The sequence below is a fragment of the Burkholderia sp. AU38729 genome (genome assembly GCF_020419725.1).
GTDB lineage: Bacteria > Pseudomonadota > Gammaproteobacteria > Burkholderiales > Burkholderiaceae > Burkholderia.
In genome coordinates this window covers 797,929-817,730 of sequence record NZ_JAIZQO010000001.1, presented here as the reverse complement: position 1 = coordinate 817,730, position 19,802 = coordinate 797,929, and the positions used below count along the sequence as shown (strand labels likewise).

The 19,802-nt window shown below is 59.7% G+C and carries 13 protein-coding genes; 4 read left to right on the top strand and 9 right to left on the bottom strand.

All coding sequences use genetic code 11. The features are described from left to right. Position 1: 1 nt before the first annotated feature. From LGM56_RS03595 to LGM56_RS03560, 8 genes are all read right to left on the bottom strand, one after another. The gene (locus LGM56_RS03595; protein ID WP_179254938.1) at positions 2-1,489 is read right to left on the bottom strand and encodes an FAD-linked oxidase C-terminal domain-containing protein; all 1,488 of its coding nucleotides are present in this window, start codon (positions 1,487-1,489) and stop codon (positions 2-4) included. A gap of 352 nt (positions 1,490-1,841) precedes the next feature. Further along, the gene (locus tag LGM56_RS03590) at positions 1,842-3,140 is read right to left on the bottom strand and encodes a c-type cytochrome (RefSeq protein WP_226202863.1); all 1,299 of its coding nucleotides are present in this window, start codon (positions 3,138-3,140) and stop codon (positions 1,842-1,844) included. Beyond that, positions 3,137-5,440, bottom strand: a complete 2,304-nt coding sequence (locus LGM56_RS03585; protein ID WP_226202861.1) for a xanthine dehydrogenase family protein molybdopterin-binding subunit — start codon at positions 5,438-5,440, stop codon at positions 3,137-3,139. Before LGM56_RS03585 ends, LGM56_RS03590 begins: the two co-directional genes overlap by 4 nt. Beyond that, positions 5,392-5,886, bottom strand: coding sequence for a (2Fe-2S)-binding protein (locus LGM56_RS03580; protein ID WP_226202859.1), 495 nt, complete (start codon positions 5,884-5,886; stop codon positions 5,392-5,394). Before LGM56_RS03580 ends, LGM56_RS03585 begins: the two co-directional genes overlap by 49 nt. A gap of 368 nt (positions 5,887-6,254) precedes the next feature. After that, positions 6,255-7,232, bottom strand: coding sequence for a quinone oxidoreductase family protein (locus tag LGM56_RS03575; RefSeq protein WP_226202857.1), 978 nt, complete (start codon positions 7,230-7,232; stop codon positions 6,255-6,257). A gap of 352 nt (positions 7,233-7,584) precedes the next feature. Further along, the gene (locus LGM56_RS03570; RefSeq protein ID WP_226202855.1) at positions 7,585-7,965 is read right to left on the bottom strand and encodes a BON domain-containing protein; all 381 of its coding nucleotides are present in this window, start codon (positions 7,963-7,965) and stop codon (positions 7,585-7,587) included. A 163-nt stretch (positions 7,966-8,128) separates the two neighbouring features. Then, positions 8,129-8,956: an alpha/beta fold hydrolase gene (locus LGM56_RS03565; protein ID WP_226202853.1), complete on the bottom strand. Its 828-nt coding sequence runs from the start codon at positions 8,954-8,956 to the stop codon at positions 8,129-8,131. 55 nt (positions 8,957-9,011) lie between these two features. After that, positions 9,012-9,434 (bottom strand): DUF3331 domain-containing protein, encoded by a 423-nt coding sequence (locus LGM56_RS03560; protein ID WP_082138633.1) that lies wholly within the window; start codon positions 9,432-9,434, stop codon positions 9,012-9,014. Positions 9,435-9,989: 555 nt separating this feature from the next. On the opposite strand from LGM56_RS03560, the gene LGM56_RS03555 reads away from it, so the two are divergent. The 4 genes from LGM56_RS03555 to LGM56_RS03540 all read left to right on the top strand — a co-directional run bounded on the left by LGM56_RS03555 (position 9,990) and on the right by LGM56_RS03540 (position 14,414). Then, positions 9,990-10,811: an alpha/beta fold hydrolase gene (locus LGM56_RS03555; RefSeq protein WP_226203241.1), complete on the top strand. Its 822-nt coding sequence runs from the start codon at positions 9,990-9,992 to the stop codon at positions 10,809-10,811. A gap of 899 nt (positions 10,812-11,710) precedes the next feature. After that, positions 11,711-13,138, top strand: a complete 1,428-nt coding sequence (locus LGM56_RS03550) for a winged helix-turn-helix domain-containing protein (protein ID WP_226202850.1) — start codon at positions 11,711-11,713, stop codon at positions 13,136-13,138. A gap of 135 nt (positions 13,139-13,273) precedes the next feature. After that, entirely contained in the window at positions 13,274-13,651 is a 378-nt protein-coding gene (locus LGM56_RS03545; protein ID WP_089496684.1) for a response regulator transcription factor, read from the top strand. A gap of 97 nt (positions 13,652-13,748) precedes the next feature. Continuing rightward, the gene (locus tag LGM56_RS03540) at positions 13,749-14,414 is read left to right on the top strand and encodes a response regulator transcription factor (RefSeq protein ID WP_089496683.1); all 666 of its coding nucleotides are present in this window, start codon (positions 13,749-13,751) and stop codon (positions 14,412-14,414) included. Positions 14,415-14,441: 27 nt separating this feature from the next. Here LGM56_RS03540 and LGM56_RS03535 read toward each other — a convergent pair whose 3' ends face one another. Continuing rightward, the gene (locus LGM56_RS03535) at positions 14,442-19,583 is read right to left on the bottom strand and encodes an ATP-binding sensor histidine kinase (RefSeq protein WP_226202848.1); all 5,142 of its coding nucleotides are present in this window, start codon (positions 19,581-19,583) and stop codon (positions 14,442-14,444) included. Between the last annotated feature and the right edge of the window lie 219 nt (positions 19,584-19,802).

Genomic DNA, 19,802 nt, shown 5'->3' with positions numbered 1-19,802 from the left:
CCTAGAAGCGGGGAACATCGGCAAAGCGCACGTTGCCGTCGCGCATACGGGTGCGGCCCAATTCGACGCAACGGCAAGCTGTCGGGAACACCTTGCCAGGGTTGAGCAACTCATTCGGATCGAATGCACACTTGAGCCGTTGCTGCTGCGCAATGTCGTTCGGGTCGAATTGGTAATGCAGCAAATCACGCTTCTCGACACCAATGCCATGTTCACCGCTCAGCACACCACCGAGATCGACGCAGGCTCGAAGAATGTCCGCGCCGAATGCTTCTGCCTTCTCGAGATCACCTGGAATGGCAGCATCGAACAACACCATCGGATGCAAGTTGCCATCGCCCGCGTGAAAGCAGTTCGCGTACTCGAGCCCATGCCGTTTCGACAACGCCTCAATCCGATTCAATATCTCCGCGAGACGGCGACGGGGAATCGTTCCGTCCGTTACGTAGACATCCCGCGCGATCTTTCCCATCGCACCGAATGCAAGCTTGCGGGCACGCCACAGACGTTCGCGTTCAGCTTCTGTCCGGCTGACCTTCAGGTCGACAGCACCAGCGTTGCGGGCGATGCGCTCCACCTGCTCGACCAGCGCATCCACCTCGCTTTCGGTGCCATCCAGTTCGCACAGCAACAACGCCTCGACACCGGGGGACGGCATCTCACCGAGCAACGACGCCACCGCTCCGATCACCCTGCGGTCGACGAATTCGAGTCCGGCCGGCACAATGCCGCTCCCAATGATGTCGCCGACACAACGGCTCGCGTGGGCGACATCGACGAAACCCAGCGACACGACGCGCGCTAGCGGTGGTTCAGGCGTCAGCCGCACCGCGATTTCAGTCACGACGGCCAACAGACCTTCGGAGCCGATCAATGCACCACAGAGGTCGAACTCGCCGTCCGCGCCACCAACAAACGCACCGCCCAGCCTGAGTATTTCGCCCGTCATCAACACGATTTCCATTCCGGTAACGTGATTCGACGTGACACCATATTTCAGGCAATGCACTCCTCCTGAGTTCTCGGCGACGTTTCCCCCGATCGTCGAAATTGCCTGACTGGATGGGTCCGGCATGTAGCAGAGGCCAAGCGAACGAACCGCCTCGGTCACCCGGATGTTCTGCACACCAGGCTGAACACGCGCGACACGATTTGCGGCGTCGATATCGACGATACGGTTCATGCGGGCTGTGCCGAGCAAGATGCCATCCTCAAGCGGCAACGCGCCGCCAGACAGCGACGTACCCGATCCTCGCGGCACAACCTTGATGCGCGCGGCGTGGCAGTACGTGAGTATTCGGCTAACCTGCTCCGTCGTGTCGGGGAGAACTACAAGTAACGGCAATGCCGTATATGCGGTCAGACCATCGCACTCGTACGGGCGTCGCTCCGCCTCGCTATCGAGCACCCATTCTTCTCCAACGATCTCTCGCAAGTCTTCCGCAATCGTGGCGCGGCGATCGATAACGGACGAATCGACAACAGGCATTTTCACGTTGGAAGCTCCTTCGGCGACTGGTTGTCCAGACATGCGGGCACGACCAACTTCGGGCGCACCGTCCATTCAATAACTTACCTGCCAATTAGATAACTCAACCCAATCAAAAACAACTTAATCTTTATTAATTCATTGACGAACTTGTCGAATACAAACTGGCTCGAATCGATGAAAAATCGCAACCAACCTTTCAGTTGATAGAATTTCTTTGGCGAAAAATAATTTTTTGCACAGATCTATAACCCATCAACCAGCGATCATCTTCTAAAAACGAAGAATATTCGACCGCATAACAGGCGGATACTTTTTTGATCGAGACAGAATACGAATCAATCAATCCGATTTATTTTCTGAATTCCGCCACTCGATCTGGCGTAACTTGCCCTCTCTTTCCGCTGAATTGAGCGATCGTGTAGTTTGCGACTGCAGCAATCTCGACATCACTGTATGCGGCACCGAACGCAGGCATTGATGTGGAAGGGGCGTCGTCGCGGCTGTGCGACCCATCGAGCAGCAAGCCTATGAGGTTGTCGCCGGCCGGGTCGCTCAGGGCATGGGCCCCGGCTAGACTGGCACGCTTCATTTGCTGCCCATTTCCATCGTAATCGTGACAACTCACGCAGGCAGCTTCGAATATGCGCTTGCCGACACCGTCACCTCCAGGTACGGTTGCCCATCGCCCCGATCGCGCGAGTGTTGACGATGCCACGGAAATGGCCGCCTCCGGATCGCTACGCTGTGATGGGACGGTCCGCAGGTATGTCACCATATCCTCAATGTCGCGCCGTGGTAGTCGACCAAGACTCATCTCGACCGCCTCTCGCATACTGCCCGACGCCGCGCCATGGCCGACTGCATATCCGCTTGACAAATACTCGACGAGATCCGAATCGCTCCATCCACCGATTCCGGTGTCGGGATCAGAAGTAATGTTCCACGCTTTCCAACCATCCACGACACCACCCGACAACATTTTCGCGGTCTTCGTGGCGAACAACATATTTCGCGGTGTGTGACATTCCCCGCAATGGGCAAGGCCATTGACGAGATAGTTTCCACGGTTCCAGGAGATGCTGCGCGTCGGATCGGGAGTGAATACCTTGTTATCGAAGAAAAGTAACTTCCAGGCCCGCATCAATCGACGCTGATCAAAAGGGAAGGCGAGGTCATTCGACGGTGCCGGCGTATGGACCGGCTCCATCGTTGCGAGAAACGCTCGGATCGCCAATGCGTCATCATTGGAGAGCTTTGAATACGACGTATATGGAAACGCAGGATAGAGATCTTCGCCATGCCGCCCCACGCCTTCGCGCAAGGCTCGTACGAACTCCGCGTCGCTCCACGCTCCGATGCCGTAGGTTCTGTCTGGCGTTATATTGGGTGCGTATATTTTGCCGAATGGGAGCTTGAAGCTCGTACCGCCCGCGAACGGCCGACCGTTCGGTACCGTGTGACATGCAGCACAGTCTGCAGCGGTAGCAAGATAACGACCTCGAGCTATTAACGCATCGCCTCGTGGCAACACCGTACTTGTCGAGACTGGCTCAAGGCGATGCGGCCAGAAAAAGACCGACGCCAGGCCGGCGAACGCCGCACTTCCCAGGGCGATCGCGACCACCCATTTTTTTTGACGGAGCATCATGCGCGTCTCCCGTCGAATGCAGAAATCGATGGTGGACGTCGATTTTCCCCTTTGATCGCCAACGCCGGCCTGTTGATAGGCAGACTACGCTGCCGCACCCCGGTCGCCGCGAATATGGCATTCGCCAGCGCTGGGGCAGCCGAGACCGTTCCGACTTCACCGAGTCCGCCCGGCGACTCCTCGCTCGGCATGACGATTACCTCGAATGGAGGCACTTCGTTCATGCGGATCTGACGATAGTCATGGAAGTTGCTCTGCTGGACCACACCATTTTCTATCGTGATCGCGTTATAGAGCGCAGCCGAGAGCCCGAACAACACGCCACCCTGGACTTGCGCCACAACGCTGTCTGGATTGACGGCGATGCCACAGTCAACGACCGCCGTAGCTCGCCGCAACCGAATATCTCCTTGTGGATCCACCTCGATCTCCACCACGAGTGCAGCGTGCGTGCCGAAACTGTCATGCAGTGAGACACCTCGGCCGCAGCGTGGTGGTAGCGGGTCTCCCCAACCGGCAGCCTTTGCCGCTCGATCGAGCACGGCTAGCGAACGGGGGTTTTGGCGCAGGAGCGCACGGCGGTATTCGATCGGATCGCGTTTCGCGGCATGCGCGAGCTCGTCCAAAAAGGATTCGACAACAAATACGTTATGAGTCTCCCCGACCCCGCGCCACCAATTCAGTGCGACAGGCCCATCCTGCCTCACCCAATCGGAGCGCATCGCGGCAATTTCATAAGGCAGGTCTGCCGCACCGGCCACGGCATCATGATCGAGTTGACCCTGTGGCCACGGCTTGCGATCGTAGTATGGACGGACGGTCGAGCATCTCGTGCGGTGTATCCAAGCTGCCGGCATACCGTCCGCTCCGAGCGTCGCGGAGATGGTGTCGTGATACGCAGGACGAAAGCGATCGTGCTGGATATCCTGTTCACGCGTCCAGATCACCTTGAGCGGATACGTGACTTGGCGCGCAAAGCGCACCGCTTGCTCAATCGTATCGACAGCCAGTCGGCGGCCAAATCCGCCACCAATCAGGTGATTGCGAACAACGACCTGTTCCATCGATAGACCGGTGATCTGTGCAGCAACAATACGTGCTGTCTGCGGCACCTGCGTGCCAACCCAGATATCGCACCCGTCTGGCCGCACGTGAACCGTCGTGTTGATCGGCTCGAGTGCTGCATGCGCCAAGTATGGCAGCGTATAAACGGAATCGATCCGGTGATTGCCGGCCTCATTCAACTTGCGTTCCGGCTCGCCGACCTGCTTGCCGAGTATAGGTGTACCCCGCGCATCTCGTAGCTCGTTCGCGAGCGCGCTCGAGGTCAGCGCAGCATTGGGCCCGGCTTCCCATTCGACCTGCAATTGCGCCAGCGCACGACGCGCTATCCAATAGTTTTCACCGACCACTGCTACGGCATCGTCAATTCGCAACACGTCAATCACGCCTGGCATTGCACGAGCGGCCCGGTCGTCGACGCGGTGGACCTTGCCGCCGATGGTCGGACTCATCACCAGTGCTGCAACACGCATTCCTGCGACATGTACATCGATCCCGAACGTAGCGGTCCCGTTAACCTTGGCCGGCGTATCGACCCGCTTGGTTGATTTGCCGATGAGCCGGAAACGTGAAGGTGGCTTCAACGCGACACGCGTCGGCATTGGCTGCCGGCGTGCGGCCGACGCGACTGCTCCAAAAGACAGCGTTCGCCCGGTCGGATCGTGGGTGATGATCGCGCGCGATACGGAACATTCCGTTGCAGGAACATGCCACCGCTCGGCCGCGGCCCCTACCAACATTGTGCGCGCGGCCGCACCGGCACTTCTTAGCGGACCGAAATAAGCCCGAACCGATGTAGAGCCCCCTGTGGCCTGTGCTTTCAGGAGCGACTGAGTATAGGCATGAGCATCGGCGGGCGCCATCACGACCTCGACCTGGTCGAGTTCCACCTCGAGTTCCTCGGCCAGCATCATCGCCTCGCCGGTAGCGATACCCTGCCCCATTTCGACGCTCGGCACCACAAGCACGATTCGCCCATCGACACCGATGCGAATGAAACCATTTGGGACAAAACCATCAAAACCCGTACCCGACGCGTCGAGGGCACCGACAGCAGCAAGATCCGGTTCTCTCATAAACGCACGCGCCGGCGCCGCAAGGGAAAAGCCAACCAGCAACGCGCCTGCCGTCAAGAACCGACGGCGTGCGATGTCAGGTAAGGTAGCTTCGTCAACAGGCCCATACGTTTTCATGTTGCCACCTTGATTGCTGCACGAATGCGCGGGTACGTACAGCATCGGCACAGATTTCCTGACATCGCTGCGTCGATGGCCGCATCGTCGGGATGGGGGTCGCGCATCAGCAGGCCAGCAGCCGACATGATCTGCCCAGACTGGCAGTAACCGCACTGGACTACTTCAAGCTTGAGCCAGGCCGCCTGGACCCGCTTGCCGATATCGGTTTTACCGATTGCTTCGATTGTCGTCACTGGCCCGTTGACGTCAGACACCGGCAAAACGCACGAGCGCACCGGATTTCCGTCCAGGTGCACCGTGCAGGCACCGCACTGTCCGATGCCGCAGCCGAATTTCGTACCGCACAAACCGACGATCTCGCGCAACGCCCACAGGAGCGGCATGTCAGGGGGAACGCGAAGTTCAGTGCGCTGCCCGTTGATGACCAGTGACGTAACCGGCCACGGTGAATTCGTCTGTTGCTCCAGTATTGGCACTTGCTTTCCCATTGGCAGTCGTCCTTGATCAGCGGATGCGGTTAATCGCACGCCTTTGTCACCATGTCCCGCGAGTCATGGAAATTGACACTCACAGATTAGGGGATTCCATAACGAGACTCCTGAATCTGCCTGAATCGTTCTTGGAGAATGAAACGAATCGACTGGACGAGGAAGAAGGTCCGGCAATTGGGCATTGATCTTCGAGTACCGTCGGACACGCCATCGTCGACCGTACGCCAATTGCAAACCGATCGGTTCGCCGGCAGACAGACCTGTAGCGCCTCGACACAACAGACCTACAAGTGGCAACCGCATGCGGCTCATCTGAAATGCGGATTGGGGATGTACCGCGATAACGCGCGATTCGAGGACAACGCTCAGGGTTTTAGCAGCGTCCGATAAGCTGCGCCGGCACATGCAGTCCGATACGCGCGCACCGCGTCATCGAGGTCAAACATGTAATCGTCGTGAATTGGAAAAGGTCTCAACGCGCCACGCTCAAATGCGGGAAGCAGCTTGTCCAGGATGACCGCACTTTTGCGTGCATCGAGACCGAGCGTGTTGGCTCCAACATAGCTGTGCTGGTCACGATAGAACGTGGAGATATCGAACGGCACCGTCCCCTCGGCCGTCGAAATGAAGATCTGTGCACCACCGGCCGCCATTACCAAATTGGCTTGCTCGAAGTACGGGCTGCCGATCGCGTTAAATACGATGTCCGCACCATGTCCATGTGTGACATCACGCACCATCGCTTCGAAATCGCTCGAAGACGCATCGATCATACGTACCTTGTTGTTCGCATGACCAAGGTAGGCCGGTGCTGCACGCTCGGCAGCTACCGTGGTGGCGCCCACCATCGTCGCGAGTTGAATCGCAGCTTGTCCGACAATTCCGTTGGCACCGATGACCAGCACCACATCCCCTTTATTGACCCCACCAGCCCGACGAAAACCCTCGAAGGCCGTAACAAACGGCACACCGACTGTCCCGGCTTCGTCCAACGTCAAGTTAGCAGGCTTTTCGCGCACGCTATGGAGCGGAATTGCAAGATAGCGCGCGTGCGTGCCGTCACGCCGGATTCCCAGATCGGCGCCGCTGCCCCAAACCGACCGTCCAACAAGCGCCGGTGGCCCATCGATTACTCGACCGGCATAATCGCGACCTGGTGTGCGCGGCCACACGGCGTGTTGCATTAGGCCAAGCAATGCGTTCACGTCGCTTGGATCAACGCCGGCACTTACAATTTCGACAATGCATTCCGAATCATTCGTTTCGGGAAGCGATTGCGTCTCAACTTCCAGGCGCAAAGTGTTTACATCGTTGCTGCTCTCAAGGACGCGAACTCGCCTCATTCGTCTGCCTCTCCAGGAAGCTCCAACTGCCGAAATGACGTTCCGAGTACAGCCGCATGCGATTGGTCACGAACTCGTGGATAGTCGCTTACGACGGGGCTAGCATCAGAACCTGCGATGACCGTGGGAGCGCCGCCCGGCACCTCGCACCAATGAAACTCCCGAGATGTCGACCCGACCACTGACTGTGCGACAGTCGCACTTGCGGTGTTCAGCTGCTCACTCATGCAGCAGCTTCGAGAAGCTCACGGTGTGCGTGACATTGCTCATCCAGGCCGTTGCGCTCGAACGCAACGGCCATCCTGGCTATCAATACTCCGAGTTCTCGTCGCCATCAGGTCTGGCACAACGCTCAGCTGCCGCCTTCGGTAAGCGTCAGTCGGTTGCTCACCGATGTCACGCCCGGTACCGCACTCGCGCGCTTTTCTGCAAGCTGGATCTGCGCGTCGTCCGCAGTCTCACCGGTCAACGTCACTGCGCCGCCTTTGGCAAACACGACAATGCGTGCCGAATCCAGCGCGTGATCCTGCTCGAAACTTTTCCGCACGCGCTTTGCAAGAGCCCGATCGGCGGCTTTCGCTTTCTTGCGCGAGGCGACAACAGCAGGATCCTTATGTTTCCGGGCAATGGCGGAAGATCCTGGCTCGGCAGGTGCATACGCAACCGATGCGGACGCTATCGAAGGAGCCGCAACGACTGCAGCAATAAAAACGGAAAGAAGGCTAGATTTCATGTGATTTCCTCAGGGCTATGATGAACCTTGCAGAGCCTGCTACGCGACGCAGAAATCGAATTCCACTGAGCGATCACCGTCGTCAAGTGCACTTACATGCGGCTGGAGTGTTCGTTCGGATTCGACACAGATCGCGCTATTTTTGCGGCCCAACCGAGTGCGGTTATTCGTGCGCTCGCACGAAAGCAAGCAGATCTTCATTCAGTTGCTCGGCATGCGTCAGGTACAGTGCGTGTGGACCACCTTCGTATTCGCGTAGAGTCGCGTGAGGCACGCGATTGGCTGTCGCTCTTGCCGTAAGCCCGATCGGTGCGGTCTGGTCATCATCGCCGTGCACGATCAACGTCGGTACATCGAGCTTGTCCAGATCTGCACGGAAATCCGTTTCCGAGAACGCATGCACACAATCGAGCGTTGCGTTCAGTCCTGCCTGCAGCGCCATGTACGTCGTTGCGTCAAGCGCCGCGCGTGAGACTGTCGAACCGGCTCGGTTGGAACCGGTGAACAACGGCCAGAAATTCTCGAGAAAGGTGGCGCGGTCGGCGAGTATTGCCGTGCGCATGCCATCGAACACTTCGACCGCGACGCCCTCCTGATAATCGTCGCGCTGCGCAATCAAAGGCGTGACCGCTCCGATCAGCACGGCCTTCGCCACGCGGGCGGTGCCGTGTCGAGCGATGTAGCGCGCAACCTCGCCGCTCCCCATCGAGAAGCCGACGAGCGTAACCTCGCGCAGATCGAGCTGATCGAGCAAGGCGGCGAGATCGTCAGCCAGCGTATCGTAGTCGTAACCTTGCCACGGCTGGCTGGACCGACCGAACCCGCGCCGGTCGTATGCGATGCATCGAAACCCCCGCGATGCGAGGTGATGCATCTGAACATCCCACATATCAGCATTCAACGGCCAGCCGTGAATGAAAACAACCGGCTTACCGGAACCCCAGTCCTTGTAGTAAAGCGAAACGCCATCGTGGGTGGTGAACAGACTCATAGTTATTTCCCGACAGGTTGGCGGTCGGCGGATTGGCCCGCGACCTGAATAAATATCAATGGCGACTCAGTTCGACGATCAGCCGTTCTAGTTCGGTCGTCAGAATCATCTCCGCACCGTTCGCCGGTCTTCTTGCGCCACGCCACTGCGGCTTGTAAACAGGATCGCCCGGGCGAATGACGCGTCCACTCAACGCGCAGAGCGCTCGCATTCGGGACTTCGCGTTGATCCAGCGTTGCTCGTCGTAGCGACAGCACGTCGGATCACTCCAAGATACGAGAACGGACGACTCGGTCTGGCGCTCGACGGAAACGATTGAGCTCCGCGCTCGCACGTTGCCGAGCGATTGCATAGATGCGACATCGCGTCGGCATCGTCCGGCGACATCGACACTTTGACAAACCGGCAGATGACTGTCCGTGCCGAACAACGGGGCGAACTGCGTAATCATCCGCTCCCAGCGACTGATCTCATTCATGGCAAGGCATCCTCGCAAATGACGTGGGTGACGCGTCCCCGTGTCTGACCGCTGCGTCAGTCGTGACGCCTCCTGGCGTGAAGCGATACGGGTAGGGGGGACGATTCGGGACCAACGATAGCGAGACTCCGTTGAAGCGTCCTTTATCGTTTCTGAAACTTTCTTGCCGGCGCGCTCGCACGGCGTGACCGTGGCGCTTTCATGAAGATTGAGACAGCTTTCAGTACTTGCCGCCTCAACACGATCTAGGCTGCCTACCGCGCTTGTCAGTACTCGGACGAGGTCCGATTTCGACGGCGCATCACTGCCGACCCGGTGCCACCGCCTCGCGCCGGCAGCCTTACCCGCTCGTTCAACGCGGCATCATCCGCCGCACGCACCTGGAGCCCTTGGATGCGCATTCCGCAAACTGAAGTTCCGCCCTCGCCACGGCGACGCGACATGATGCTCGCCGGCGCCACAGCCCTGGCGGCGGCAGCCCTGCCCGCCGCCGCGTCGGCCGTCAGTCCGACGAAACATTCTTCTGCCACCTCGGCCCATCACGGAGTCAACGCAATGAACACGATCACCACGAAAGACGGCACCCTGATTTACTACAAGGACTGGGGCACCGGCCGTCCGGTTGTTTTCTCCCATGGCTGGCCGCTTTCCGCGGATGCGTGGGACGCGCAGATGCTGTTCCTCGTCCAGCGCGGCTTTCGGGTCATTGCGCATGATCGGCGCGGTCATGGACGGTCGAGCCAGCCGTCCCAAGGCAACGACATGAACACCTATGCCGATGACCTCGCTGCGCTGATAAACGCCCTCGATTTGCGCGAAGCGACGCTCGTCGGCCACTCCACGGGCGGCGGCGAGATCGCGCGCTACATCGGTCGCCACGGTACGGAGCGGGTCGCCAAGACCGTCCTCATCGGCGCGGTGCCTCCGCAAATGGTGAAGTCGGCGAGCAACCCCGGTGGCTTGTCGATGGAGGTGTTCGACGGCATCCGCAAGAACGTCGCCGAGAACCGCTCACAGTTTTACAAGGAACTCGCAGTGCCGTTCTTCGGCTTCAACCGGCCGAATGCGAAAGTCTCGCAAGGGACGATCGACGCATTCTGGAGCCAGGGCATGATGGGCGGCGCATACGGTCAGTATCTGTGTGTCAAGGAATTCTCGGAGATCGACTACACCGAAGACCTCAAGAAGATCGACGTGCCGTCGCTGATCTTGCATGGCGATGACGACCAGATCGTGCCGATCGGTGACTCGGCCGAGCTATCGGCCAGGATCGTCAAGGACGCCCGGCTCAAGGTCATCGCCGGAGCGTCGCACGGGATGTGCGTCGTCAACGCGGACCAGATCAACGCCGAACTGCTGGCGTTCCTGCAAGCCTAATCGTGCGATACCGCGCAAGGGGCCGCTGGAGCCGGCGCGCGCGGCTGCAGCAGCCTCGGGCCCCGCTTTTGCGTGGCGACATTGCCGGGTTGCGCGCTGACGCCGCTCCAACTGGAGCGGACAACCCATAATCCAGTCGGCATGCATGACGCGCGATGCGCAGACCGGAACGCACACGTTACCGACCCGCGCACCGCGGCCATCCGATCACGGCTCCACTGGCAGTGGTGCGTACGATGCTCTACGTTCAGCGAACCCTTATGTCGGTAGGTTCGACTTCGGTTGCGGCCCGAGGTCATGCGCCAAACTCACCGATGACTCCCTGCACGCTCGCGCTCTGTCGGGGCGCGGTCGTTGCCACCTGTACTAAGCTCAACGGCGACCGGAACGATAGCGCCATGTCTTCACATGTCGGGTGACACGGCAAGCCTCGCCGTGTCGCTCACACAGATCGGCCGTGCGTTTCACCTGTTCGTCAGAGAATCGCTCGGCGATCCGCTCCAAAACCGCAAGCTGACGATAGCGACAGCGCTCGGCGCGAGCGTGAGCCGGGTGGCGGCTTTCGTGCCAACGCCTTGATCTCTCCTCGACATTTCGCTGCCTGTCGGCTTCGGTTCTATGGCCGTGCAGTTCCTGATCCAGCTCGTCGTGCATTTTCGATCGGACGATGCGCGTGGACGCGTGGTTGCCGCAATCATGACCGGTCGATCGGTCATCGGGTGACAGTGCGACATTGGCTGGTCGATGTTCGGCAGGTGTAGCCAACTTAGACACATGGATAATAGCGACATACCGGCTCCCGAAATACGATGGCGACAAGTTCTCGGACCGCCTGCCACGCGTCCGGGCGAGTGCTCAACAGACGGCGCGCCTGCGCTATTTCATTGAATGAGCAAAACATGCATACATTCGACCGGGTAGCGGTATCCCTCGAAAGCCGCGAAATTTTCGTGAACGGCGACGTACACCATATCAGCATGCGGGCATTCGACATCCTCGAGTTGCTGATCAAGGCGGACGGACGACTCGTCACGAAGGACGAGATCATGGACACGGTCTGGCCGAATACCTTCGTCGTTGAGAACAATATCCAGGTTCATATCTCGGCGCTACGCAAGATTTTTGGGGGTGGTAAGCATGGCATCATCAAGACGTGTGCCGGACGCGGCTACCGGCTCGCCCGCCCGGTAGAAGCACCGTCTGGCGGCGGTTCGATCGATAGGCCAAGCCGCATCGCGGTCGTGCCGTCCGTCCTCGTCGGTCGTGATTCCGTGATCGCCGGCGTGCTCGATTCCATCACGTCCGAGAACATCGTGACGCTCTGCGGCCCAGGCGGGATTGGAAAAACTACCATCGCCCACGAATGCGCCCGGCAGTTCTCGGCCGGCTCAGGCATGGCCGCTTGCTTGGTCGACCTGTCCGACGGTCACCCGTACGAATCGGTGTTGCATGCCACCGGACGCGCCTTGAAGGTGACGCCGACCGATCTCGACCACTTGCTTGCGACGCTCGACGCGCGGCCGACTTTGCTGTTCTTCGACGGCTGCGAGCACGTCGCCGACGAAGTCGCGGAACTCTGCACTACCCTTCATGCTCATCTCCCTGACACCCGTATTCTTGTGACAAGCCGCGAGCCGCTGCGGATCGCACGCGAACGGGTGTACCGGATTCCTCCGCTGGATTCACCGGCCGCGGGCGCCTCCGGCGAGGACGTACTAGCCTGTAGTTCGGTCCAGATGTTCCTGAAGCGCGCGACTGCGACTGGTTCGGACATTTCGCTCGATCCGTGTACGCTGCAACTCGTCGCATCGATGTGCCGCGCGCTCGACGGCATACCGCTCGCGCTGGAACTGGCAGCTTCATGTGTCGCTTCGCTCGGGATTCCGACATTGAGCGCCGAACTCGATACACGACTCCTGGAGTTGCCCAACCTGTTGCGCGCCGCCCCGCCGCGACATAAGACGATGGGAGCGGCGCTTGACTGGAGTTATCGGTTGCTGGACGATGACGAACGCACGCTACTGGGACGCTTGTCGGTCATCGATGGCCCATTCGAACTGGCAACCGCCCACGCAGTCGCCAGTTGTGAGCGCTTTGGCTCATCGCGAATGCTGAGTGGTATCGTCGGGCTGGTGGAGAAGTCGCTGATCCTGACCAGCCCGACCGCCAAATCGCAGCGCTACCGGCTGCCGGGGCCGACACGGGCCTACGCTCTGAAAAGACGGATGGAAGCGGGCGAACGCGGCGAACTCGAACATCATCGCCCGTATCGCGAACCCGCAACCTACGCCCCTGCCTCCGCATCGGCGTCGCAGGCCACAAATTGACGTTGCCGCAAGTCGCGAACCCGGTCGATTCAGGGCTAGCCCGGTTTGTCCGTTCGGTGCAATTATACGAACGACTAATCGCGGCGAGCCGAATCTGTCTTTATTATTACAGCCTGCCTCGTAAAGTTCGCGCTCATGGCCTTCGTTTGCATTATCGATGATGACGCGTCGGTACGGAAAAGTCTCGAAAGCCTTCTCAAGGCGGCTGGACATACAGCCTTGTCGTTTGCGTCGGGCGAGGACTTTCTGCTTTCCGACCAACGATTTCACGCCGCCTGCATTCTTCTCGACTTCAAGATGAAAGGAATGAACGGCCTGGAAGTCCAGCGCGCGCTCAAAGAAAAAGGGGCGCGTACGCCGGTCATCATCATGTCCGCCCAACGCGACGAAGATGTCGTCAAGCGTGCACTGGATCAAGGTGCGTTAGATTTTCTGCGCAAGCCCTTTTCGGATGACGATCTATTGAATCTGGTCGACCAAGCGACGTCCTCGGGCCCCGCCGGGTCCTGCTGATTCCGCGTCGAATCGCTGTGATATTTCAACTGCATAGAATGTCGGGAGCCGTGGCGACATGATGCACGCCGGTTTAATCACCCCGAAGGAATCCAGAATGACAAGCGAAACAAGCACGATATCGCCGCACGTGCCAAACCATCCGCCTGTCGTTTATATCGTCGACGACGACGAAACTTTGCGTCGCTCGCTCGACTCTCTGCTGCGCTCGGTCGGACTGCACGTCGAAACGTTTGCGTCGTCGCGTGACTTTCTCGCCTTCGATCGACCGGACGCTCCGAGCTGCCTGCTACTCGATGTGCGCCTCCGCGGAGAAAGTGGTCTCACCTTTCAGGAAGACGCCACGCGAAACGGGTTGAACATTCCAATCCTGTTCATGACAGGTTTCGGCGATGTCCCGATGTCGGTCAAGGCAATGAAAAGCGGTGCAGTCGACTTCCTGACCAAACCGTTTCGCGAGCAAGATCTTGTCGACGCCGTCACGCACGCCCTCGCGGTCGATGCCGCGAGGCTCGATGCAGCGCGCTCACTGACCGGCCTACGCGCCGCATACGCTTCTCTGACGCCGCGCGAACGCGAAGTCATGGGATACGTCATCACCGGCCTGATGAACAAGCAGATCGCGGGGCACCTGAACCTGCACGAAATCACCGTGAAGGTCCATCGCGGTCAGGTGATGCGCAAGATGGGCGCACGCACGCTGCCCGATCTCGTCCGCATGGCGCAGGCGCTCGGCGTCGAACCGCACGACATCCGGAAATAATAACGAGCTGCTGCCACGACAGTCTGTTCAGTGCGCGATGTCGGCAAGCGGCAGCCGGAACACGAATGCCGCTCCTCCGGACGGTCCGGGCGTGGCGGTCAACATTCCGCGGTGCACCTCCATGATCGATTTGCAGATGGCGAGCCCCATGCCCATTCCGTGAGACTTGGTCGTAAAGAAGGGGTCGAAGATGCGCTCCATCAGCGACTCGTCGATCCCTGGGCCGCTATCGAGCAAGCTGACAACAACATAGCCAGCCTCGATCGTCGACGCCACATCGAGCAGGCGTGGGTGTTCGACACCGTCCATCGCGTCCAGCGCATTGGTAATCAGATTCAGAACGACTTGCTGGATCTGGATCCGGTCGGCCAGGACCTCGGCGCTGCCGCTTTCCAGCCGGACCCGCAGCCGGACACGCTTCGAGTCGATCTCCATCGCCGTCAGCTTCAGCATCTCTTCGACGAGGTCATCGATTACGACCGGCGCGAGCGCGACGGGTGTCTGCTTCGCCAGCGACCTCAGCGCTCGCACGATCTCCGCCGCGCGAACGCCCGACGAACGGATATCTTCGAGGTTGGACAGCGCCTCGGCAATGTTCGGCTGCGCACCGCCCAGCCAGCGCAGGCTCGCACCGGCACTCGACACGATGCTGGTGAGCGGCTGGTTGATCTCATGAGCGATTGATGCGGCGAGCTCCCCCATCACCGTGACGTGGGCCGCATGAGCCAACTCCGTCCGGGCGCGTCGCAACGCCTCTTCCATTTCCTGGCGGCGCGCATTCTCCTCGATGAGTTCGGTATAGAGCCGTGCGGTTTCAAGGGAATTCGCGGCCTGAGGCGCGAGCACCTCGAGCATCGCGGTACGCTTAGGCGTGAATACGCCGTGCACCAACGCGTTCTCAAGATAAAGCACGCCGATCAGGTCTCCCTGCTTGAGCAACGGCAAGCAGAAGGCGGATCGGGTCGGGCGAACGGCGAGGCTCGCCGCATGCTCGGGCATACCCTGCGTCGACGCGTCGTCAAACACGAGCGGCTTGCGCGATCGCATGACGCGATTCAGCATCGATGTCGGTATGTCCTTGTCGACTGGCCGTGTCCGCGTGAAATCGACGACCACGTCGTCGCCATGGACACGGGCCGATGCCTCGATCCTCGGCACGCCGTTGCGCACCAGGATCAGTACGCCGTACTGTGCGCCGGCATGTACGACCATGTTAATCATGAGCGACTGGACGAGGCGCTCCAGGTCGAGCTCTTCGGATAGCGACTGCGCGGTACGCATCGCGACCATGAAATCGAGGTCCGTGCTGCCTTGGATCTCCAGCGGCGTCGCTGCCGGTAAAGCGTCGGTCGCGACAAACGAATGCTGTGCCTCGATCCGCGCCGCCTTGCCAAGCGCGCCCCACCGCCGATAGCACGCGTGGGCGATGCGCAAATGATGGCGTGCAACGCCAGAAAGGGACGATTCGGTCGCGTGACGACTCGCCAATTCGTGGGCAAGCGCCTGTTCGTGCACAAAGCCTTGTGCAGCTGCCATGTTGGCCGACGCCTCGTACAGCTGCATCGCGCGCAGATCGTTGCCTCGCACACGCTCGAACTCTGCCTCGATCAACATCAGCTTGTTCCGGAACGTACCCGGGTTCAGAGCCGACCAAGTCACCATCTGTTCTCGATGAATACTGACTTTCGCGAGCAGTTGCTCCGGCTCCAGCCGCCCCCGATTCGCATGGATCGCGGTCAAAGTCGCGAACAAACGAAAATCTGACAGCATGATATGCGCTGGTGTGGACCAGCTCAGCGGCACAGCCGCTTCGAACGCGGACTCGGCAGTAACCAGATCGCCAAGCAAGAACGCGGATTGTCCGCGCAGAACGAGCGTCCAAAACGACAACACAGCCATGGGGGGGTTCTCACAGCATTCGGTGTGCCCGCTTTCCCTGCCCCGGGATTGCCATGTCCCGATCGTCCGCCCGCTGTCTGTCTGGAGCGATTCGATGAACTCGGCCTGAGTCGTCACCAAGTCGACTATATCGTGGTAGCCGGCACCGCGCGCGATCGTCAACAGCGATTCGATTTCGTCACGGATTCGGGGCAACGTCTCGCCCATCGCGATCAAGTCCGACACGATGTGGTTACAGCTATAGCACTGCCACCGCAATTCCGCACTTTCGTTTCCGGCCGCCCTTGCCTGACGTGCATAACCGAGCGCAGACGCGAGCGGTTGGGTCCACACGCTGACCTGGTCGAGCGCGACCAGGGTTGCCGTTCGATAGCGCTCGAAGCCATGCTTGTCGACGAGCGCAAGCGCGACTTTCGCGAATGCGAACCCCTCTTCGTACGCATCGTAGGCATCCGCAATATAGACGCCGTACCACGCGAGGCCTTGCACGGAGGCACCCGTGACGCCGTATTGCAATGTCAGCCGTACCATGGTCGCCAACTGCAGCAATGTCAGCCCCGCACTCGGATAGAACATCGCCGCCTCAAGGGCGGTCAGCAAACCCATCGCCGCCTCGATGCGAGCGTCATTCATCTTCTCGAGCGCGACGAGCTGCGCGATCGAACGCCCGGCGAGTTCGGCCTCAATTTCACGATACGCGTCTGTCAGATCGTCGATCGACGGTTGGGCGGGAAAATCGATGTCGAACAACCTCAAGCCTTCGAGCGCGACATCGACGGCCCCCGCATAATCCGAATTGACGGTCAGCAGTGCTGCCTTGAGCCGATAAGCTTCCGCGGCATCGATCGCCGAACGCATGCGGGGCAGCAATGCATCGATTTCCCGTGCGGCGCTCTCTAGGTGACCAGTGGCAAGCAATGTGCGACAACGCAGCACGGTCAGAGCCTTCGCGAGATCGTACGTATCACTCCAGGCGCTCTTGCCGAGCAAGGTTTCGGCCGCTGCGAGAAATGCAAGCGTCCTGTCGCGCGCGGCGGCTGCCGCGGTGCGCTCCGCCGCGAGAATCAGCGTGCTTGCAAACGAAACTGCCCGTGCACGCTCGACCGGGATGCGAATCGCGCGCTCGATCTGCGCTGCGATATCGAGCACATTGTCCGGATTACCTGCAGACGACAGCGAAATCATTGAGGCAGCAATTTGCTCGTGCCGCGCCGCGCGGGTAGCCGGATCGATCAGCCCGTAAGCCGCCTCGCGAATCCTGTCGTGGGCGAATCCCCATTGCTCGCCCTGCCGCCAGACGAAACCCGTCCGCCGCGCTTGCTCCAGCCGATACAGTACGTCGCCCCGCGACGTTCCCAGTATGCAGGCGATGCGGCCGGAATCACACTCCGTCCCGATACACGCAAGCCAACTGAGCATATCCCGCTCGGCCGGCGACAATCCCCCCAGTCGATGCTCCAACAATTCGACGACGTTTTCCGCGTCGTGGTGTCGTTTGATTGCCTCTCCGTCCCAGGACCACTCATGACTGTCCCCATCGAAGCGAACTAGTCGGGCATCGAAGAGCGCACGCAACAGTTGCCGCACATGGAGCGGATTGCCTTCCGCCTTCGTATGGATCAGTTCACCTAGATCGCGCACACGATCGAGCGGTTCGTTCAGAAAAGATCCGATCATTCGAGCGACGTCGGATACTTGCAGCGGCGTGAGATCGATCGCAGTCGTGCAGACGCCGCGCAGGCGTTCGACGAACGCTCGAAAACGGGCTGTCTGATCGTACTCGGGAGGCCGACAGGTGACGACAACGCACAGGTTCGCCGGCGCATCGGCAATTAACGCCTCGACGAAGTCGAGCGTCGCGTCATCGGCCCATTGGACGTCGTCGATCGCAAGCAACAGCGGCGAACCTGGTGACGCGAAGGCGGAAAATGCGCCGGCCAGTATCTGGTGAACGCGCGATACCGGCATCGTGCCGGTCCCATCCGCTTCGACTTCCTGTATGCCCATCGTCTGCGCGAACTCGGGGGCCAATTGAGCTAGCAAGCCAGCGTGTTCGTGCAGACGCTCACGGATTCCCTGCGTCAGATGTACGCGTGCGTCGTCTTCCCGCGGGGCGACATGAGGTAATAGCGAGCGCAACGCGCCGACGATCGGCGCATACGGTTGCGAAGACTGATATTGATCGACCTTTCCGATGCCGCAGAACTGCGACGACAGATTCAACCGCACCTTGAGCCGGTTGATGAGCATCGTTTTTCCCAGCCCGGCCCCGCCCTCGATCAGTACCATTGACGAGCGCCCCGTCAGCGCAACATCGTCATAGGCATCGACGAGCTGGCGCAGTTCGCCTTCGCGCCCGACGAATGCACCGGACCCAGCCTCCTGCAAGAAGCGGTCGGCACGTGCGAGATCGAACGGTGCTACCGCACCGGACGCCGTCCACGCTGCCACAATGTACGCGAGATCGTGATGAAGCGATTTGGCGGTCTGATAGCGGGTATTCGGATCTTTCGACAACAGCTTGAGGATGACCTCGTCGAGTATCGGCGGCACGTCTGCCCGGTGCTTGCCCGGTTTCGCAGGCTCGATTGCGACATGTGCATGCAACCATTCGGCCAGCGAGGACACCTTGAACGGATACGTGCCGGTCAATAGCTCGAATAGCGTGACGCCAAGCGAATATAGATCACTTCGTTCGTCGTCGAACGCATCTTCCCACATGGTTCGCTCAGGCGCGGCGTACGGCGCCGCAGCCTCGCTGGGCTGCCGTCTGAAACGTAGCTCGCCAGTCAGGTCGCAAGCATGCATGAACGAGCGAATACGGACGATGCCATTCGAGTCACGTACGAAATTCGCAGGCTGAATATCGCCATGTACAAGACGCTGCTCATGCGTCTTCGCGACGCACCGCGCCATTCCAATCGCGATCGAGAGAAACTGAGCAACGGACAATTTTCCGCACAGCGCCGATAGCGACGTGCCAGCGCTCATCTCGTAAATCAATGCCGGTCCGTCCGCGGTCCGGACCAGCGCATGCGGTACGACGGCCCAGTCCTGTGACAGCTTGGCTCGGACATTGAATTCGCGTTCAAGGTGGCTGCACGACACCTCATTTGACCATTCCGTCTGCAATGCAAGCCAGGCTGTGTCCGACGCGAGATCGACAATCTGAAATTCGACAAACTTGTCTGATGCCCGAATGAAGTTCTGCGTGGCTTGCGCGTATCGTCTCTCGTCCCAGACGATCCCTTCAGCGACGTGATTCTCCATGCTTCGTTTCACTATTCAACACATAGTCACATACGACGAATCGCTTCCCCGACTCGTCCCTCCCACCCAGTGCCGCTAGCGGCACGACACTTCAAACGACACGTCCCGTCGGTTATGTGTATCTTGTCCGGTCACAATTTTTGGGATGTTCTGGCGCCATTGTGAGCGCATGTCGGCAAACGCAAGCTGATTGTCTGCGCGCTTCGAATCGCGGCGCTT